21 protein-coding genes and 1 tRNA gene are annotated in these 18,024 nt (G+C 68.2%); 16 read left to right on the forward strand and 6 right to left on the reverse strand.

Going from position 1 to position 18,024, the window contains the following annotated elements; genetic code table 11:
* Positions 1–23: 23 nt before the first annotated feature.
* Positions 24–896, forward strand: coding sequence for a zinc metalloprotease HtpX (htpX, locus tag ACZ5Z0_RS12750; RefSeq protein WP_464108761.1), 873 nt, complete (start codon positions 24–26; stop codon positions 894–896).
* A gap of 61 nt (positions 897–957) precedes the next feature.
* Here htpX and ACZ5Z0_RS12755 read toward each other — a convergent pair whose 3' ends face one another.
* The gene (locus ACZ5Z0_RS12755) at positions 958–1,449 is read right to left on the reverse strand and encodes a YajQ family cyclic di-GMP-binding protein (protein WP_138768479.1); all 492 of its coding nucleotides are present in this window, start codon (positions 1,447–1,449) and stop codon (positions 958–960) included.
* Between the two features lie 200 nt (positions 1,450–1,649).
* Between ACZ5Z0_RS12755 and ACZ5Z0_RS12760 the strand changes: the two genes are divergently transcribed.
* The 3 genes from ACZ5Z0_RS12760 to ACZ5Z0_RS12770 all read left to right on the forward strand — a co-directional run bounded on the left by ACZ5Z0_RS12760 (position 1,650) and on the right by ACZ5Z0_RS12770 (position 2,751).
* Positions 1,650–1,904, forward strand: a complete 255-nt coding sequence (locus ACZ5Z0_RS12760) for a hypothetical protein (RefSeq protein ID WP_464108762.1) — start codon at positions 1,650–1,652, stop codon at positions 1,902–1,904.
* Between the two features lie 150 nt (positions 1,905–2,054).
* A tRNA-Tyr gene (locus ACZ5Z0_RS12765) sits at positions 2,055–2,136 on the forward strand.
* Between the two features lie 219 nt (positions 2,137–2,355).
* A complete protein-coding gene (locus ACZ5Z0_RS12770) occupies positions 2,356–2,751 on the forward strand; it encodes a DUF7793 family protein (RefSeq protein ID WP_464108763.1) in 396 nt (131 codons plus the stop codon).
* A gap of 103 nt (positions 2,752–2,854) precedes the next feature.
* Here the strand turns inward: ACZ5Z0_RS12770 and ACZ5Z0_RS12775 are convergent, their stop codons facing one another.
* Entirely contained in the window at positions 2,855–3,337 is a 483-nt protein-coding gene (locus ACZ5Z0_RS12775; protein ID WP_464108764.1) for a hypothetical protein, read from the reverse strand.
* 530 nt (positions 3,338–3,867) lie between these two features.
* On the opposite strand from ACZ5Z0_RS12775, the gene ACZ5Z0_RS12780 reads away from it, so the two are divergent.
* Positions 3,868–4,044, forward strand: coding sequence for a DUF1059 domain-containing protein (locus ACZ5Z0_RS12780; RefSeq protein ID WP_464108765.1), 177 nt, complete (start codon positions 3,868–3,870; stop codon positions 4,042–4,044).
* Positions 4,041–5,228: an EAL domain-containing protein gene (locus ACZ5Z0_RS12785; RefSeq protein WP_464108766.1), complete on the forward strand. Its 1,188-nt coding sequence runs from the start codon at positions 4,041–4,043 to the stop codon at positions 5,226–5,228. Before ACZ5Z0_RS12780 ends, ACZ5Z0_RS12785 begins: the two co-directional genes overlap by 4 nt.
* On the opposite strand, the gene ACZ5Z0_RS12790 is transcribed toward ACZ5Z0_RS12785, so the two are convergent.
* Positions 5,225–6,031 (reverse strand): hypothetical protein, encoded by an 807-nt coding sequence (locus ACZ5Z0_RS12790; RefSeq protein WP_464108767.1) that lies wholly within the window; start codon positions 6,029–6,031, stop codon positions 5,225–5,227. The genes ACZ5Z0_RS12785 and ACZ5Z0_RS12790 overlap by 4 nt on opposite strands.
* Before the next feature lie 172 nt (positions 6,032–6,203).
* Here ACZ5Z0_RS12790 and ACZ5Z0_RS12795 point away from each other — a divergent pair, with 172 nt between their 5' ends.
* The 5 genes from ACZ5Z0_RS12795 (at position 6,204) to trxA (ending at position 9,022) form a co-directional block, all read left to right on the forward strand.
* On the forward strand, positions 6,204–6,740 hold the full coding sequence (locus ACZ5Z0_RS12795) for a GNAT family N-acetyltransferase (protein WP_464110783.1): 537 nt from the start codon (positions 6,204–6,206) through the stop codon (positions 6,738–6,740).
* A 21-nt stretch (positions 6,741–6,761) separates the two neighbouring features.
* Positions 6,762–7,166 (forward strand): VOC family protein, encoded by a 405-nt coding sequence (locus ACZ5Z0_RS12800; RefSeq protein ID WP_464108768.1) that lies wholly within the window; start codon positions 6,762–6,764, stop codon positions 7,164–7,166.
* A gap of 32 nt (positions 7,167–7,198) precedes the next feature.
* A complete protein-coding gene (locus tag ACZ5Z0_RS12805) occupies positions 7,199–7,927 on the forward strand; it encodes a Type 1 glutamine amidotransferase-like domain-containing protein (protein WP_464108769.1) in 729 nt (242 codons plus the stop codon).
* A 50-nt stretch (positions 7,928–7,977) separates the two neighbouring features.
* Complete coding sequence (locus ACZ5Z0_RS12810; protein ID WP_464108770.1) at positions 7,978–8,523, forward strand: acyl-CoA thioesterase; 546 nt, start codon at positions 7,978–7,980, stop codon at positions 8,521–8,523.
* Between the two features lie 94 nt (positions 8,524–8,617).
* Positions 8,618–9,022, forward strand: coding sequence for a thioredoxin (gene trxA / locus ACZ5Z0_RS12815; protein WP_464108771.1), 405 nt, complete (start codon positions 8,618–8,620; stop codon positions 9,020–9,022).
* A 112-nt stretch (positions 9,023–9,134) separates the two neighbouring features.
* Here trxA and ACZ5Z0_RS12820 read toward each other — a convergent pair whose 3' ends face one another.
* Positions 9,135–9,413 (reverse strand): putative quinol monooxygenase, encoded by a 279-nt coding sequence (locus tag ACZ5Z0_RS12820; RefSeq protein WP_464108772.1) that lies wholly within the window; start codon positions 9,411–9,413, stop codon positions 9,135–9,137.
* Between the two features lie 111 nt (positions 9,414–9,524).
* Between ACZ5Z0_RS12820 and ACZ5Z0_RS12825 the strand changes: the two genes are divergently transcribed.
* A complete protein-coding gene (locus ACZ5Z0_RS12825; RefSeq protein WP_464108773.1) occupies positions 9,525–11,201 on the forward strand; it encodes an AMP-binding protein in 1,677 nt (558 codons plus the stop codon).
* A 13-nt stretch (positions 11,202–11,214) separates the two neighbouring features.
* On the opposite strand, the gene ACZ5Z0_RS12830 is transcribed toward ACZ5Z0_RS12825, so the two are convergent.
* Positions 11,215–12,192, reverse strand: coding sequence for a DNA-3-methyladenine glycosylase family protein (locus tag ACZ5Z0_RS12830; RefSeq protein ID WP_464108774.1), 978 nt, complete (start codon positions 12,190–12,192; stop codon positions 11,215–11,217).
* Between the two features lie 197 nt (positions 12,193–12,389).
* Here ACZ5Z0_RS12830 and ACZ5Z0_RS12835 point away from each other — a divergent pair, with 197 nt between their 5' ends.
* Positions 12,390–12,815 carry a VOC family protein gene (locus ACZ5Z0_RS12835; RefSeq protein WP_138768492.1) on the forward strand — a complete coding sequence of 142 codons (426 nt, stop codon included), beginning with the start codon at positions 12,390–12,392 and terminating at the stop codon, positions 12,813–12,815.
* 9 nt (positions 12,816–12,824) lie between these two features.
* Here the strand turns inward: ACZ5Z0_RS12835 and ACZ5Z0_RS12840 are convergent, their stop codons facing one another.
* Complete coding sequence (locus ACZ5Z0_RS12840; RefSeq protein WP_464110784.1) at positions 12,825–13,958, reverse strand: SLC13 family permease; 1,134 nt, start codon at positions 13,956–13,958, stop codon at positions 12,825–12,827.
* Positions 13,959–14,099: 141 nt separating this feature from the next.
* On the opposite strand from ACZ5Z0_RS12840, the gene ACZ5Z0_RS12845 reads away from it, so the two are divergent.
* From ACZ5Z0_RS12845 to ACZ5Z0_RS12855, 3 genes are read left to right on the forward strand one after another with little or no spacing between them, the layout of a single operon-like run.
* On the forward strand, positions 14,100–15,485 hold the full coding sequence (locus ACZ5Z0_RS12845; RefSeq protein ID WP_464108775.1) for a cystathionine beta-synthase: 1,386 nt from the start codon (positions 14,100–14,102) through the stop codon (positions 15,483–15,485).
* Between the two features lie 17 nt (positions 15,486–15,502).
* Positions 15,503–16,717, forward strand: a complete 1,215-nt coding sequence (locus tag ACZ5Z0_RS12850) for a cystathionine gamma-synthase (protein WP_464108776.1) — start codon at positions 15,503–15,505, stop codon at positions 16,715–16,717.
* 6 nt (positions 16,718–16,723) lie between these two features.
* A complete protein-coding gene (locus ACZ5Z0_RS12855) occupies positions 16,724–18,001 on the forward strand; it encodes a glycosyltransferase 87 family protein (RefSeq protein WP_464108777.1) in 1,278 nt (425 codons plus the stop codon).
* Positions 18,002–18,024: the final 23 nt, after the last annotated feature.

The following is an 18,024-nucleotide window of genomic DNA, read 5'->3' on the forward strand; positions in this document are numbered from 1 at the left end:
CCCGGGGCATAACGGGAGGACCTGTGCACAACCATCACAACGGCCTGAAGACGGCGGCCCTGTTCGGGGTGCTCTGGGCGGTGCTGCTGGGCCTCGGCGCGCTGATCGGATCGGGCACGCGCAGCGCGGCGCCGATCTGGATCATGGCGCTGATCGGCGTCGGCACCACGGCCTACGGATACTGGAACAGCGACAAGATCGCGATCCGGTCCATGCAGGCCTACCCGGTGACGGAGGCCGAGGCGCCCCAGCTGTACCAGATTGTCCGGGAGCTCTCGGCCCGCGCCAACCAGCCGATGCCCCGGATCTACGTCTCGCCGACGATGGCGCCGAACGCGTTCGCCACCGGCCGGAATCCGCAGAACGCGGCGGTCTCCTGCACGCAGGGCATCCTGCAGCTGCTCGACGCCCGTGAACTCCGTGGCGTGCTGGGCCACGAGCTGATGCACGTCTACAACCGGGATATCCTCACGTCCTCGGTGGCTGCCGCCGTCGCCGGCGTGATCACCTCGGTGGGCCAGATGCTGCTCTTCTTCGGCGGTGGCGGTGACCGGCGCAACGGCAACCCGCTAGCGCTGCTCGCGATGGCGCTGCTGGCGCCGTTCGCCGCCTCGCTGATCCAGATGGCCATCTCCCGGACCCGGGAGTACGACGCCGACGAGGACGGCTCGGCGCTCACCGGGGACCCGCTGGCGCTGGCCTCCGCCCTGCGCAAGATCGAGCAGGGCGTGCAGCTCGCGCCGTTGCCGCAGGACCAGCGGCTGGTGAACGCCTCGCACCTGATGATCGCGAACCCGTTCCGCGGCGGCGGCTTGGCACGGATGTTCTCCACGCACCCGCCGATGAGCGAGCGGATCGGACGGCTCGAGCGGATGGCGGGCCGGCAACTGGGGTAGGCACGAAAAGGCCGGGCCCCGGCATCGGTGATGACGCTGGAACCCGGCCGGGATGGCGCTCCTAGCTGCGGAAGTTCACGAACTGCAGGTCGGCCTCGTCGAAGCCCTTCAGCAGGTTCATGGTCTCCTGCAGGTCGTCTCGGGACTTGGAGGTCACGCGGAGCTCGTCGCCCTGGATCTGCGATTTGACTGACTTGGGCCCCTCATCGCGGATCAGCTTGTTGATCTTCTTCGCCAGGTCCTGGGCGATGCCTTCCTTGATGGTGGCCTCGAGCCGGAACTCCTTGCCGGACGGGTAGGGCTCGCCCGTGTCGAGGGACTTCAGCGAGATACCGCGGCGGATGAGCTTGGACTGCAACACGTCCAGGACGGCCAGTACCCGCTCTTCCGAGTTGGCTTTCATGAGGATCTTCTCGCCGCTGAAGTCGACCTCGGCGCCGACGCCCTTGAAGTCGTAACGCTGCGCCAGTTCCTTCTGCGCCTGGTTCAGCGCGTTGGCGACCTCCTGCTTGTCGACCTTGCTGACGACGTCGAATGTGGATTCGCCTGCCATGACTGTCCTCCTGATGGTTGTCCGGGCGCCCTGCTGAGGGCGGTGTTTTCTGCATTCCAGCCTAGTACGGATGCTCCGGTTGTGAAGGTGCCGCGGGTGGACCGGTTCTCACAGTTGGCTCAAAGCTGAACCACGGGGGGAACGAAGCCTGCTCCGGCAGAGTTGTACCCGTTGGAAGAGCCGCTTGAAAGGCAAGGCACATGAACCGCAAGGCCGTCCGTTACGTCACCAGCACCACCGCCGCAGCCGCGAACTCCCTCACGACGGCGGCGACCTCAATAGCGGCCGCGGCGCTCGCCGCCTCGATCATCCTCAGCCCCGCGGCCGACGCTTCCGCCCGCCTGGACGGGGTGCAAGCGGACCTGGCCCGGGCAGTGCAGCTCAACCAGGTCACGGCGGAGCAGGCGGCGAAGTTCGAGGCCAAAATTGCCGGCCGCATCCTCGGAGAAGCCTGATATTCCGGCCTTCCCGGGGCCGCCGTGAGCCGATTCGATTCTTCGGCGGAAGTTCTGTAAAGTTGTCTTGCCCGCGGTTGCTGGAAGCGGAACGGACTGGAAACAGGCGTTCCGATCACGGAGGCCGCGAGTGATCTTCTTTTGAAGTTCGGCAGATTACCCGAGCGGCCAAAGGGGGCTGACTGTAAATCAGCTGGCAACGCCTACGGGGGTTCGAATCCCTCATCTGCCACCCTCGAGAAAGCCTCCGGAACCCATCGGTTCCGGAGGCTTTTTCTTTTGTCCGGCCTCGCGGGCCGAAGCGGGTGCTCCCTAGTCGCCGTTATGGGCCGTGAAACGGCCGTTGCGGAGCAACCGATGTGCGCCGGACCGTCATTTTTTGGGTGAAAAAGTAACTGGCGTCACGTTTTGGCCCGCGACACGCTAGTCTGTCGCGGGAGGGGGAACCACGATGGAAATAGTCCTGGCGGCTGGCAAGGGTACGCTCAGCCTGGATGAGAGCGGCATTCTTCAGCTGGTCTGGGCCGGGGGTTCCGCGCTCGGAACCGCGGACGCGGCCGAATCCGTGCTGGCCATATCAAAAATCAGTGCCGGCAGGATGCTGCCCCTGCTGATCGACATCAGCGACGTCAAGCCGAGTGCCGGCGCTCGCAACCACTACCTGGAAAGCCGCTTCGTCTCCTCCGTGGCCTTGGTCGGTCAATCGAACGTGGACCGCGTGGTCGCGGCTTGGATGCGCCGCGGGAACGAATGCCCGCAACGTTACTTCACCTCCACCGCGGACGCCCTTGAGTGGCTGGCCGAAGTGGCCGCCAACGACGGCGCCACCCCAAACGTCACCGGCTGATCGGTTACGCCTCGGCCTGCAGGCACGGCTGAGGGGCGCCGCATGAACGGTGCCCCCACTGTTCCCGTCGAGCGGGAACGTTTCAGTCAGCCTCCGTTGCTAGCTACTCCTTGCTCCACTTGTCGTGGACCTTGTGGACGTTGTCGTCTGACTTGTGATCGGAGCGGTGGTCTCCGGAGTTGCCGTTGTCATGGTCGTGGCTCCAGGAACTGTGGTCTTCGCGGCGATCGTCCCAGTTGAACCTGCCGTCATGGCTCCACCAGCCCCAACGATCATGCTGGCAACCATTCCCGTCGTGCCAACTGCCGTCGGTGTCGTCGTCGGAACGCCAGTTGCAGTTGTCATCGCGCCAGCCGCTATTGTCATCGCGGTCGTGGAAACGGCCCTTCGAGTCCCACGAGCCGTGGGAGGAGTCGTGCCGGGTCATACAGGTATCATCCTTGAAATCCCTGTGTTCGCCCGACATGGTTGCTGTTGTCTTCAGCCCGGTGTCCGCTGATGCCGCTGCCGCGGAGAGGACGGTGCCGCCGAGGCCTAGTCCGCTGGCAAGCAGGGTGACGCCGACCAGTCGTAGTGAGCTCTTCATGAGGTTTCCTTGCGTGAGTTCCATTTTGGTGAACCGCGGCCGCCCGACATGAAGCCCTCCGAAGCGTCTGCGGTGATGGCCCCGAAACAACCCGGCGCAGGCTCGCGCTCCACTGGTGCCATGGTGGCCAAAGGGCCGCGGCAAGCGGAGAAGCGCGTCGTCAGCGGATTCGAGGCTCCGTGCCTGGTATGAGTGGTGCGCGCCTGTCGCGCCTGGGCACGGATTGATTTTTACTTGGGGACCCCCCGCGCCTGCCCCAACGCCAACAGGGGGTTCACGGAACGGTAATCCTGGACCCGCTGTGGCCGGAACGACACCCCGCCTCGTCATTGAGTCTACGGAGAGGGTCGTTCACCAACCACCATAGCCGGACGAGGGTGGTGACAACAGGGGGCCGGAGCATTAATTCCTGTGACCGGCGGGACCGGCGGCGGCGGCCCGTAGGACGACACCCGGGGCCGCGTATCGGCCGATTCACCCCTACCGCGGAGTAGGGTTGGTCCGTTGGTGATTGAGTCTTAGGAGCTGAAGTGAAGTCGTTTGCATGTGGTGACGTCGTTCCCGGTTGTGAAGCCCGCTGGGTTTGCAGCACCGAGGACGAGATCCTGGTCCAGGTGGGGGCGCATGCCGCTTCCGTGCATGGCCTGACCGATCTGCCTGCCGAGCTGGTCGAATCGGTGCACAAAGCAATCCACCCGGTTAGTTGATACCAGCGGCAGGCGGCCCAGGCCCTGAGCCCGCGCCGCCCGCGCCGCCCGACTGGGACAACCTGCTGGCCTCGGCCTGCCGCGGCGAAGGACTGGCAACGGCCTATCAGCCGATTGTTGATACCGCTCGCGGCGCCGTGGTTGGCTATGAGGCTCTTGCGAGGTTCCCCGGCTACGCCGAAAAGAACCCCGAAGTCTGGTTCTCGGCTGCACGGGAACGCGGAAGAGGCGCCGAGCTTGAGTCCGCCGCGCTGCGGACGGCGCTGAAGGCCCGCGCCGCGCTGCCGGCCAACTGCTTCCTTACCCTCAACGTCTCGCCGGAGCTGCTGGGCTCGGAAGAGATCCGAAGTGTCTGGCGCGAAGAGGGTGCGCTGGGGGGACTCATCGTCGAACTGACGGAGCAAACTCCCATCGATTCGTACCTGGAGCTGGAACCGGATCTCAACCAACTGCGCGCCGCCGGAGCCTTGATTGCCGTCGACGACGCCGGAGCGGGCTATGCGGGACTGCGCCACCTGCTGGCCCTGCGGCCTTCAATGATCAAGATCGACCGGGCACTCATCCAGGACGTCGACCGCGACGAGGCGAAACGCGCCCTCATCGGGATGCTCGGAGCCTTTGCGAGCCGCGTGGATGCGTGGATCCTGGCCGAGGGTGTGGAGCGGGTTGAGGAACTCGACGCGCTGGTCTCGCTGGGGGTCCCGCTCGTACAGGGCTACTACCTTGCCCGGCCCGCCCCGCCGTGGGCCGGTATCGACCTTGACGTGGCGCACCGCTTGGCCAGCGCCCGTCCGGTGACCCACAAGACGGTCATCCGCGACGTCGTCGAACCGGCGACGGCGGCGACTACCGTCGCGCAGGCGGCCGAAGCGTTCGCGGCCAACCCGGCGCTGGACGCCGTCGTGCTGCTGGGCGAGCGCCTGCGGCCGGTTGCCGTGCTGGGCGCCGGGGCGTCCGCGCTTGGCGTGGTGAGCCCCGGAATGCGGGTGAACCTTGATACACCGCTCAGCCAGGCCCTGGCCCGCTCGATGACGAGGCCGCAAAACCAGCGCTTCGACCCGCTCCTGGTGACGGACAACGCGGGCCGCTTCGCCGGCATCGCCCGGATGGAGCGCATGGTCATGGCCCTGGCCGGGGCCGCCGACCAGTCGACGGACCCGCCCGCGGACGAGTCCGCAGACTAGCCCTGCCCCTTCCCGGGCGGCACCAGCCGGAACGAGTACTGCCCGGTTCCGCCGGCGGGCGCCATGCTCAGCTCGGCGCCGTCGGAGGGCAGCTGGAGATCGGTGCTGATGACCTCCCCGCATGGGACGGTCACTTCAGCCAGGGCCGGCGCGCCGTTCCAGCTGCGGATGGACAGTTGGGTCGCTGCCGTCCCGCGGCAGGCGAAGTTCAATTCGTAGCCGCCGGCGGGGGCGGCGAGCCCAAAGCTGGTCGGCGCATCGGACGTGGCGGACCCGCGGTATTCGCCGGGTTTGGACGGGTCCAGGACGTCCCGTGCCCAGGCGCTGGCGCCGAAATTCTCGCGCAGTGATTCGTCCGAGTTGGGCTCGATCTTCACCCCGGCGACCCCGGCTTCGAGTCCGTAGAGCGCGGTGGCACGGGCCGTGAGCGTTCCGCCGGTGTGGCGGAAGAACGAGGCGCGGGCTTCACCGCACGGGTAGTCCCAGGCTTCCGGAAGTCCCTGGACACGACTCACCGTCAGTTCCAGCCGGGTAGCGCCGGAGCAGGCCGCCGTCAGCAGGTAGTCCCCGGCTGCAAGCTCGGCGGTCCATTCGGCGGTCTTGCCGATGGCATACGGGAGGTCGGAGCCGGCGGGCGGTCCCCCGAGCTGCCGGGTCACTGCGGCCAGGAATACCGCGGGATCGGCTGAGTGCGTGGCAGTCGGCGCAGGCGCGGGCGGCTCGTCGGGGCTGTATTCGCAGGCGGCCAGCGGCAGGAGCAACACCAGCAACACCACTTTTACGCGCAGGATCCGCGCCCCCACAGAGCCGACATGCCCCGAGTCTAACTTGCCTGGCCGGCCGGCCGGTCGGTCAGCCGGTCGGGGCAGGGGCCAGGGGGAACCGATCCCCGGCGGCCCCGCGGGCGGCGCGTCGCTGACGGCGGCAGTTGCGGGGACCCGGAAGGATGGGGACGTGACGACTGACGGTTCAGACATGCTGGCGGGGGACTTGCCCGGCGACGTCCACATCAGGCTGCTTCAACGGTCCGACGCCAAGTGGCTGGGCGCCGCCTACCTGCGGAACCGGGAGCATCTGGAGCCCTGGGAGCCGGCGCGGACGGCGGAATTCTTCACAACCGAGGGGCAGAGCGCCGACATCGGGGGAAAGCTCGACATGTTCGCCGCTGGAACCGGAGTGCCCTGGATCCTGCTGGCCGGCGACCGCGCCGTGGGAACCATGACGTTGAGCGGCATCGTGCGTGGCCCTTTCCGCAGCGCAAACCTGGGGTATTGGGTGGACCGGGAAACCACCGGCAAGGGCATTGGCTCGGCCGCGGTGGCGCATGTTCTTGATGCCGCCCGCAGGGCGCTGGACCTGCACCGGATCCAGGCGGCCACCCTGCCGCACAACGCAGCCTCCCAGGCCGTGCTTCGGCGGGCCGGCTTCCAGCAGATCGGCGTCGCGCCCGAATACCTCCACATTGCCGGTTCATGGCAGGACCACGTCCTCTTCCAGCGCGTCCTGTACTGAGTCGCGTGCCAGACTCTCACAGTGACTGACGAATCTTTTGGTGCGCTGCACCACGTGGAACTCTGGGTGCCGGAGCTAGCCAGGGCCAAGGACCAATGGGGCTGGCTGCTGACCGGGCTCGGCTATGAGCAATACCAAGACTGGCCCCAAGGGCGCAGCTGGCGGCACGGACCGACGTACATCGTCGTTGAGGAATCGCCGGACCTAAGCAGCCGAACCCACCGGCGCACCGCCCCCGGGCTGAACCACCTGGCCTTCCACGCCGGGACCCGGACGCAGGTGGACACCATGGCGGCGACCGCTCCCGCCCACGGCTGGACCGAGCTGTTCCCGGAGGAATATCCCCACGCCGGCGGTCCCGCGCATTTTGCCGCCTACCTGGTGAATTCAGACGGCTTCGAGATCGAGCTGATCGCCACAGACTGACGCACAGGCAACCCGGCAGGTACCGTGAACCCATGAGCATCATCCTCGTGGGCGGCGGCCCGGACACTGTCACAACCCCGGTGGTTTTTGACCGCTTCGTGAAGGATGTCCGGCGCCGCGCCGGCGGAAGCAGGCCTCCCCGGATCGCGGTCGTGCTCTTCGACCGTGAGGGAAGTTCGGAGTACTTCCTCCCCGCCTACCTGGAACCCCTGCGGAGCCGCATACCCTGCGATGTGGCGCCCACCCTGCTGCGCACCGGCGAACCGGCCGATCCGGCGGCGTTCGACGACGTCGACGGGATTGTCGTCGGGGGCGGTCCCACCCCCGAATACCTCGCCGGGCTGCTCGGCTCGGCGGCAGCGATCCGTGCGGCCGCCGCAGCCGGTGTGCCCTACCTGGGGTTCTCCGCGGGGGCGATGATCGCGCCGCAACGGGCGCTCGTGGGCGGCTACCGGATCCGGGGCACCGAGGTGTGCTCGGTCGAGTGCTCCGAAGGCCTTGATGAACTCGACGTCCGCGACGGCCTGGGACTGGTTCCGTTCGCCGTCGACGTCCATGCCGCGCAGGCCGGCACCCTGAGCCGGGCGGTGGGGGCCGTGGCGGAGGGCCTCGTGGACCGGGCCGTGGCGGTGGACGAGAATACGGCGCTGCTGCTGCGCCATGCGGAGCTGGAGGACCTGGAAGTCATCGGCACCGGACATTGTTGGACCATCCGGGCCTCCGGGCGGAAGGCCACGGTGGCCGTCCTCTCGGCCGACTGAGGCGGGGCAACCCCTTGGCACCTTTGTTACTCACGGGTAACATAGTGTGCATGCACCTGCTCCTCCGCACCCTCCTCCTGCTCATCACCTCCGCCCGGCGCCCCCCGCTGGGCATCTGGGATGCCTCGTCGCTGCCGCTGCGCGTCCTGCCGACGGACATCGACATCGCGCTGCATGTCAACAACGGCATGTATTTCTCGCTGATGGACCTGGGCCGGTTTGACCTGATGGCACGCAGCGGGACGTGGAAGGCCATCCGCAGGCGCGGCTGGACCCCGGTGGTGGCGGGGGAGACCATCGCGTTCCGCCGCTCCCTGCAGCTGTGGCAGCAGTACACGATCGAGACCAAAGTCATCGGGCTGGACGAGAAGGCCATCTACTTTGAACAGCGGATGGTGGCCGACGGCGAAATCTACGCCCGCGCCCACATTGCCACCCGGCTGGTCAGCAAGGGCAAGCCGGTCAGCCAGGACGAGATCATCGGCGAATTCGGGGCGCCCCCGGCGGACCTGGTACTGCCTGAGTGGATCCATGACTGGCGCGAAACAAATGCGCTGCCCGGCGCCCGCCGTGCGGCCCCGCACGTCTGGGCCTGATCTGCCGGCCTGATGTACCGGCCTGGGCCGCCCGGGATGAGCCATCAGCGAAACGCGGGGGACATTCGCGGGCCGCTCGCGTACCGTTGAAGCCATGGCAACCGTAGACATTACAGGTGAACAGTTCGCATCGACCGTCGAGGACAACGATATTGTCCTTGTAGACTTCTGGGCCGAATGGTGCGGCCCGTGCAAGCAGTTCGGCCCCACTTACTCTGCCGTCTCCGAGAAGCACCCCGACGTCGTCTTCTCCAAGGTGGACACCGAGGCGGAGCAGCAGCTTGCCGCCGAGGCCGGCATCACCTCGATCCCCACGCTGATGGCCTTCCGCGAAAAGGTGCTGGTCTTCTCCCAGCCGGGCGCGCTAAACGCTCAGCAGCTGGAGCAGGTGGTCGACGCCGTCAAGGCCCTGGACATGGAGGAAGTCCACGCGCACGTGGCGCGCTCGCAGGCAGAGGCCGCCGCCCCGCAGGACGGCACCCAGATCCCGGACGCCTAGGCCGGCAACAGAAACTTAAAGCAACGCGGGGTCACTTCGCGCCCATCCTTGACGGGATTATGTGCGTGAGGTGACCCCGCGTTTGTGTTGTGCGCCGTGGCGCCGGTGGGCCCTAGAGCTTCTCCAGCTTCACGGGCTCGGCCAGCAACGCGCTCAGTGACTCGTTCAGGTCCTGGAGAGCGGTGCCTTTGGCGTGCCTGTCCAGGTCCTCCTGCGAGGCCCACTGTTCGCTCAGCACCAGTTTATTTTCGCTCGCCTCGGTCAGCTCGTACCGGAGGCAGCCGGGTTCGTTGACCACCTCGTCGATCGCGATCTCGAGGGCAAGTTTCACGCGGAAGAATTCGCCGTCGTTGGGGATGAAAGTGGCCTGCAGGTCAATAGGTGCGCTCATGGTTTCACCCTACCCGGCGTCCACCGGCGCACCGGAGCATGTGCACAAGATTTCCTAGGACTTCCATGCTTTACCCTTCTCATGCCGCCGCCCTGTTGGTAGCGTCGCACCATGCTTGCCTACACAGCCGGGGACACTGACGTCCCGTTGCTCCATGAGACTATCGGCGACAATTTCGAGCGGATCGTCGCCCGGTTCCCCTACCACGATGCCTTGATCGAGGCGGCGGCAGTCCCGGGCGGGGAAGCCCGGCGGTGGAGCTACACCAAGATGAACGACGACGTCGACCGGCTTGCCCGCGCGTTGCTCGCCGTCGGCGTCGATAAGGGCGACAGGGTGGGCATCTGGAGCCCGAACTGCGCCGAGTGGACCATCCTGCAGTACGCCACGGCGAAGGTCGGGGCCATCCTGGTCAACGTCAATCCGGCCTACCGCAGCCACGAACTCGAGTTCGTCGTCAGGCAGAACGGCATGCGGATGCTCGTGGCGGCGCCGTCGGACAAGAACAGCGACTACACCGGCATGGCGCGTCAGGCCCTGGCCGAATGTCCCGAATTGCTGGAACTCGTGTTCCTGCCGGACGGCGGCCAGCCCGACCTCGCCGCCGGGGTTCCGGAAGGCGCGGCGGAGCAGACGTACGCCGAACTGCTGCGGCGGGCCGACGACGTCGCGCATTCCGGGCTGAAGGCGCGGATGGCCGAACTGGACCCGCACGACGCGATCAACCTGCAGTACACCTCCGGGACCACCGGCTTCCCCAAGGGCGCCACGCTGACTCACCACAACCTGCTCAACAACGGCTACTCCATCGGGGAGCTGCTGGGCTACACCGAGCACGACCGCGTGGTGCTGCCGGTGCCGTTCTACCATTGCTTCGGCATGGTGATCGGAAACCTTGCCGCCTTCAGCCATGGCGCCGCCACCATCATTCCGGGCCGCGGGTTCTCGCCCGCCGCGGCGCTGGAGGCGGTGCAGGACTTCGGCGGGACCTCGCTCTACGGCGTGCCAACCATGTTCATCGCCGAACTTGCCCTGCCGGACTTCGCCTCCTACGACCTCTCAACGCTGCGCACCGGCGTCATGGCCGGCTCCCTGTGCCCCATCGAGGTGATGAACCGGGTGATCGCCGAGATGAACATGCGCGACGTCGCCATCTGCTACGGCATGACGGAGACTTCCCCGGTCTCCACCATGACCCGTGACGGGGACACTCTGGCCCAGCGCACGCAGACCGTGGGCCGGACCATGCCGCAGCTGGAGAGCCGGATTGTGGACCCGATGACCGGGGACGTTTTGCAGCGCGGCGAGATCGGCGAGCTGTGCACCCGCGGATACTCCGTGATGAAGGGCTACTGGAACCAGCCGGACAAGACCGCGGAGGCGATCGACGCCGAGGGCTGGATGCACACCGGCGACCTCGCCCGGATGGACGAGGACGGGTACATCGTGATCGAGGGCCGGATCAAGGACATGGTGATCCGCGGCGGCGAAAACGTCTACCCGCGCGAAATCGAGGAGTTCCTCTACACCCACCCGGACATCCAGGACGTGCAGGTGATCGGCGTCCCGGACGCAAGGTACGGCGAGGAACTGATGGCCTGCGTCATCCTCAAACCCGGCGCCGGCCCGCTCGACGCCGACGCGCTGGCGGAGTTCTGCCGCGGGAAGTTGGCGCACTATAAGATCCCGCGCTACGTGGACGTCCGGGAGAGCTTCCCCATGACCGTCTCCGGCAAGATCCGCAAGGTGGACATGCGCCAGGAAGCGGTGTCCCGGCTGGGGCTCTGACCGCAATGCGGGGTCAGTGGTCCCGGTGGTCCTGGATGGTCATCCGCGGGCCGAAGACCGGCTTCCGGAAGCCGCTTAGGCCGATCAGGCGGACCACCCGCTGCCGATGGCCGGCCCAGGGGGTGAGCAGCCGCAGCATCCCGGCGTCGTCCGTTCTACGCCCGGTCAGGGCGGCGCCCACGTAGGCGGCCAGATGGTAGTCGCCCACCGCGATCGAGTCCGGGCAGCCGTGCGTGCGCTGCACCACCTCGGCCGCCGTCCAGACGCCGATTCCGGGCAGCGTCTGCAGCTTCGCGGCCGCTTCGGCGGCGGGCACTGCCGCCAGCCGTTCCAGCGCGACGGCGGAGCGGAGCGCCCGCATGACGGTGTCCGAGCGCTGCGGGCCCACGCCGGCCTTGTGCCATTCCCAGGACGGAATGCGCAGCCACTGCTCCGGCGTGGGCTGCACGAGGAGGTTGGCCGGGGCGACGGTGCCGGCGCCGGGGGCCGCGGTCCCAAAGCGGTACATCAGGTAGCGGTAGCCCCGTCGTGCCTCGATCACGGTGACTTTCTGCTCGAGGACCGTGGGCACCAGCGCGTCGATCATCCGGCCGGTGGACGGCAGCCGGAGGGTCTGGTTGCGGCGCCGGGCTTCGACGACCATCCGGGGGAGCGTGGCGTGAAAGCCCGGTTCGTCGAAGGCCGTCCAGTCGTCGTCGCGGCCGAGCAGCCGCGGGACACCCCTGACCGCTTCGGCCGCACCGAGTCCCCAGGCCCGAGCCTCGACCCAGGGCGCGGCCTCCGGGCCGGCGGTGGCCAGGTGCAGCGTGGCAGGGCCCGACGCCGTCGTGAATGCCATCCAGAAGCCGTCCGGGGCAACCCGGATGGAGGGGTCACCGTGGCCCCGGCGGAGCGTGCCGAGGGTCTGCAGGAGATCGTAGGGGCCGCCCGGGTGCCACCGGAGCGAGGCGTCCGCGGCGGCTGCGCGGGCCGGGAGCTCTGCGGTGGTCATCCGAATATGTTCCCACGCCCGGCCGGCGGCGGAGGCATCCGGGGCTTCGCAGGGACGCCGCAGGGGGAGCATCAGCGGCAGGGGGGCGGCGGGTCCAACGGCCCTTAGCCGCGGTGACGTGCCGGGCATAGAATCCGGCTGGGCGCGGGTTCCCGCGTCCGCCCGGGACCGGATCCCTTGATGGTCAGGAGAATGTGATGGCTGGTGGAGTGGTGCACTTCGAGCTTCCCGCGGACGACGAAAACCGCGCCCGAGAGTTCTATAGTTCGGTGTTCGGGTGGGGTTTCCAGGTCATGCCGGAGATGGAATACAGCCTGGCGATGACCACACCGATGAACGAGGAAGGCCGCCCGGCGGTCTCCGGGTCCATCAACGGCGGCCTGTTCCGCCGCGGCGACCTTACCGCCCCCGTGGTGACGGTCGACGTCGACGACATCGACGCCGCCTTGGAGCAGATCGTGGCCTTGGGCGGCTCGGTCCACCGCGGCAAGATGGAGGTCCCCGGGTCCGGCTGGAACGCGTACTTCAAGGACACGGAGGGCAACGTTGTGGGGCTCTGGCAGAACGCCGCCCCGGCGCCGGAAACGGCCGGCGAGGCGGCGGGCAACGATCTAGGAGCCTGACGCCGCGCCTTAGTGCATCCCGCTTGCGAGCCACAGCGCCACAACCGCCGCGGGAACGGTGAGGACGACGGCGGCGAGGCCGGCCAGCGCGAAGCCACCCCAGCGGATTTCGACGTTGAGCGCCCGCAGCCGTTCGTGCCAGAGCAGGGTCGCGAGCGACGCCCACGGGGTGACCAGCGGACCCAGGTTCACGCCGATAAGCAGCGCCGCGAGCCGCACCGGCGAGCCGCCCACCGGCTCCAGCGCGAGGTAGGCCGGCAGGTTGTTGACCGTGTTGGCGGCGCCCACCCCGAGCCCCGCCAGCTGGAGCAGGGCGGGCAGGCTGTCCCCGGAACCTGCGACGCCGGCCAGCACCCGGGCCAGGCCGTTGGCGTGCAGCGCCTCCACCACCATGAACAGACCGATGGTGAGCATCAGCGGCCGCCACGGGACCATCGACCAGCGCAGGCTGGACCGGCGCCGCCACAGGAACAACGCCAGCAGGACCGCGGCGGCGGCAGCGGCCGGCAGGTATACCGGCACCCCGGACACCAGGGCCGGCAGCAGAATCAGCATCACGCCGGCCGAGGCGTAGAGCAGCAGCTTGTCCCGCACGCGGTGGACCGGCTGCGGCGCGTACCGGCCCCGCAGCTCTTTCCGGAAGGCCAGCCAGAGCAGCGCCAGGGGGAGCAGGATTCCCACCAGCGCCGGGGCCCAGACCAGCGAGGCGAAGGCGGCCGGGCTGAGGCCCAGCCGGGCCTGGGCCAGCAGGTTGGTCAGGTTGGACACGGGCAGCAGCAGCGACGCCGTGTTCGCGAGCCAGATGGTGGTCAGGGCGAACGGCAGCGGCGGGAGGCGCGCGTGGACGGCCAGCAGCACGACGACGGGCGTGACCAGCACCGCCGTCGTATCCAGCGAGAGGAACACGGTGGACACACAGGCCAGCGCAATCACCAGGAGCCAGAGCAGCAGCACACGGCCCCGGCCCAGGGCCGCCAGTCGGTCCGTCACCGTCCGGAACAGTCCGGCGTCGTCCACCAGTTCCGTTACCAGGGACATGGCCACCACGAACCCCAGCACCGGCACCGTCCGGCCGGCGAGCTCCTCGAAGGCCGGCCAGGGCAACAGCCCGGTGCCCAGCGTGGCGGCCCCGGCCAGCAGCATGCCGCCGGGGACCAGGTAGCTCCGCAGTGACTTCAACCAGGTCCTTCGCTTCACCGCCCCATCGTCGCACCCGCGGGGCTGCGGCGGCCACGCGACGTGCTGAATCCGCTTCTGCCAGCAGCAGACGGTAACTTTGTACCTATGAAGTACGCCCAGTCCGTCCTGGACCTCATCGGCAACACGCCGCTCGTCAAACTCAACCACGTCACCGACGGCATCGCCGCCACGGTCCTGGTGAAGCTCGAATACCTGAACCCCGGCGGTTCCATCAAGGACCGCATCGCGGCCAAGATGATTGAAGAGGCTGAACGCAGCGGCAAGCTCCAGCCCGGCGGGACCATCGTGGAGCCCACCTCCGGAAACACCGGAGTGGGGCTCGCCCTGGTGGCGCAGCAAAAGGGCTACCGCTGCATCTTCGTGGTCCCGGACAAGGTCGGCGAGGACAAGCGTGCCGTGCTCCAGGCCTACGGTGCCGAGGTCGTGGTGACGCCCACCGCCGTCGCCCCGGACAGCCCGCAAAGCTACTACGGCGTCTCGGACCGCCTGGTCACCGAGATTCCCGGCGCCTACAAGCCGGACCAGTTCTCCAACCCGGCGGCGCCGGCAAGCCACTACGAGTCCACCGGCCCGGAGATCTGGAAGGACACGGACGGCCTGGTCACGCACTGCGTGATCGGCGCCGGCACCGGCGGCACCATCACCGGTACCGGCCGCTACCTCAAGGAAGTCTCCGCGGACCGGCCCGAGGCCGACGGCGGTGTGGTCAAGATCATCGGGGCCGACCCCGCAGGCTCGGTCTACTCCGGCGGCACCGGCCGGCCGTACTTCGTCGAGGGCGTCGGCGAGGACATGTGGCCGGCCAACTACGACAAGGCCGTTCCCGACGCCGTCATCGCCGTCAGCGACGCCGACTCCTTCGCCATGACCCGCCGGCTGGCCCGCGAGGAGGGCCTGCTCGTGGGCGGATCCTCGGGGATGGCCGTCGTCGCAGCCCTTCAGGCAGCCAAGGACCTGCCCGCCGACGCCGTCGTCGTGGTGATCCTGCCCGACTCCGGCCGCGGCTACCTGGCCAAGATCTTCAACGACCAGTGGATGCGCTCTTACGGCTTCCTGGCCAGCGGCGACGAAGCCTCGGTGGGGGAGGTGCTCAAGGCCAAGACCGGCGAACTGCCCGACCTGGTGCACATCCACCCCAACGAAAGCGTCCGCGACGTCATCAACATCATGAACGAATACGGCGTCTCGCACATCCCGGTACTCTCCCAGGAGCCTCCCGTGGTGATGGGCGAAGTCCTCGGCGCCGTCGACGAGCGCACCCTGACCGCCAAGCTCTTCCGCGGGGAGGCCCAGCTCACGGACAAGATCTCCGAACACATGGAGGCCCGGCTGCCGGTGATCGGTTCGCTCGAATCGATCTCCACCGCCCGCGAACTCCTCTCCGACACCGACACCCTGATGGTGACGTTCGTCGGCGCCCCGGTGGGCATCCTGACCCGCCACGACCTCCTCGCCTACCTCAGCAACTGACCAGCCCAAGGAGTCCCATGTCCCAGCCAGAAAGCTCTTCCGCGGCAACCGCCGGCTTCAACACCCGCGCTGTGCACGCCGGCCAGGCCTTCGAGCCGCGCACCGGCGCCGTGGTGCCCCCGGTGCACTTCTCCTCCACCTATGCCCAGGACGGGATCGGCGGCCTCCGGGCAGGCTACGAATACGGCCGCGGCACCAACCCCACCCGCGACGCCCTGCAGGAACAGCTTGCCGCGCTGGAGGGCGGTTCCGCCGCGTTCTCCTTCGGTTCGGGTCTGGCCGCCGAGGACTCGATGATCCGCGCGCTCACCCGGCCCGGGGACCACATTGTGCTCGGCAACGACGCGTACGGCGGCACCTACCGGTTGATCAGCCGCGTCCTGGGCGAGTGGGGGATCGGCAACACCCCGGTGGACATGTCCGATCTTGGCGCCGTCGCGAAGGCCGTGGCCGCTGGAGGATCGAACGGCGGCGCGGCCGGCGGCAAGACGCAGTTGGTCTGGGTGGAGACGCCGTCAAACCCGATGATGAAGATCACCGACATCGCGGCCCTCGCAGAGGTGGCGCACGACGCCGGCGCCCTCCTCGTGGTGGACAACACCTTCGCCTCGCCGTATCTGCAGAACCCGCTGGCGCTCGGCGCCGACGTCGTGGTGCACTCCACCACCAAGTACATCGGCGGCCACTCCGACGTCGTCGGCGGCGCCATCATCGTCAACGACCCGGAGCTCGCCGAGAAGATCGGCTTCGTGCAGTTCGCCGTCGGCGCAGTGTCCGGGCCGATGGACGCGTTCCTGACCACCCGCGGGCTTAAGACCCTCGGCGTGCGCATGGACCGGCACAGCGACAACGGCCAGGCCGTGGCCGAATGGCTGCTGCAGCGCCCCGAGGTGGAGGCCGTGCTGTACCCGGGCCTGCCCTCGCACCCGGGCCACGAGCTGGCCAAGAAGCAGATGAAGAAGTTCGGCGGCATGGTCTCCGTGCAGTTCAAGGGCGGCGAGGCGGCGGCACGCAAGGTGGCCGAGTCCACCTCCGTGTTCACCCTGGCGGAATCCCTGGGCGGCATCGAATCCCTGATGAACTACCCGTCGGAGATGACCCACGCCTCGGTCAAGGGCACCGAGCTGGCGGTCCCGGTGAACCTGATCCGGCTCTCCTGCGGCATCGAGGACGTCGAGGACCTGATCGCGGACCTCGAGCAGGCCTTCGCGCGCCTTGAGCCGGGCAGCTAGCCTCCGGTGACCACCCTTTCGAAGCCGGCCGGCTCCACGACCCGAGGCTGGATCGCGACGGCGGCCGGCGCTTCCGCCGTCGTCGCCGCCTTGGTGGTGCTGTACTCGGCCTACAACCCGCTGCTGAACGACTTCGAGGTCTACTTCTACGGCGGGAACCGCGTTCTGCAGGCCGGTGAGACCGGCGTGAACGAGCTGTACGCGCCCAGGGACGGGCTGCCGTTCACCTACCCGCCGTTCGCCGCGCTGATCTTCGCCGCCATGGCGACGCTGGGCCAGAGCGTTGGCGGCATCGTCTTTACCGCCACGGCGCTGCTCGGAGCCGCCGTCGTGTCCGCCTGGCTGACCCGGCACTACTTCGGTCTGGGCCGCTGGCGGGACGCGGCCGCGGACTGGCGGTTCCGCGCCGTGGCCCTGGCCGGCGCCGCTGCGATCCTTCTGCTGGGGCCGTGGCGGGACACCTTCGACTTCGGCCAGATCAACATCATCCTGATGGGCCTGATCCTGGCCGACTTCGCGCTATACGGAAAGTCGCGCGCGGGCGAGCTCCGCTGGCCGGCGGGCCTGCTGATCGGGATCGCGGCCGGGATCAAACTGACCCCGCTCGCGTTCGGGCTGTACTTCCTGGTCCGGCGCGACTTCAAGGCCCTCGGCTGGATGGCCGCGGGATTCTTCGGCTCGATCGCGCTGGCCTGGGCCATACTGCCGACGGCGTCGGTGACGTTCTGGACCAAGATCCTGCCGGACACCGGACGGATCGGTGGGCCGGCGTACGTGGACAACCTCTCCGTCAAGGGCCTGCTGCTGCACCTGGGGCTGCCGGACTCCACCCTGACGTCAGTGGTGTGGCTGGTGCTCGCGCTCGGTCTGGCCGCGGTGGCTGCGCTGGTGATCAAGTGGGCGGTCGACGTGGAGGAGAACTTCGTCGCCGTGTCCGCCACCGCCCTGCTGATGCTGCTGATCAGCCCGGTGTCCTGGTCCCACCACTGGGTCTGGATGGCCGTGGCGCTGCCGTGCATGGGTTTCGCGATCCACCGGGTGCCCTCCCGCAATGGTCGGATGCGGCTCGCCGGCTGGATCATCGTGGCCGCGTCCGTCGTCGCCTTCTACCTGACCCCCAAGTACCTCGCGGTCATGGCCGGGGCCCAGGAATGGGGCAAGGACCCGCAGACGCAGTGGCAGCTCATCGTGGCGAGCCTGGGCGTGGTCTGCGGGATGGCGATGCTGGTTTACTGGGCGTTGGCCTACCGGCCCTCCCGGGCCGCGCTGCGCCAGCTCCCCTAACCCCCGGCCCTGGCGCGGAACGG

The sequence above is a fragment of the Arthrobacter sp. T2-23 genome (genome assembly GCF_055398325.1).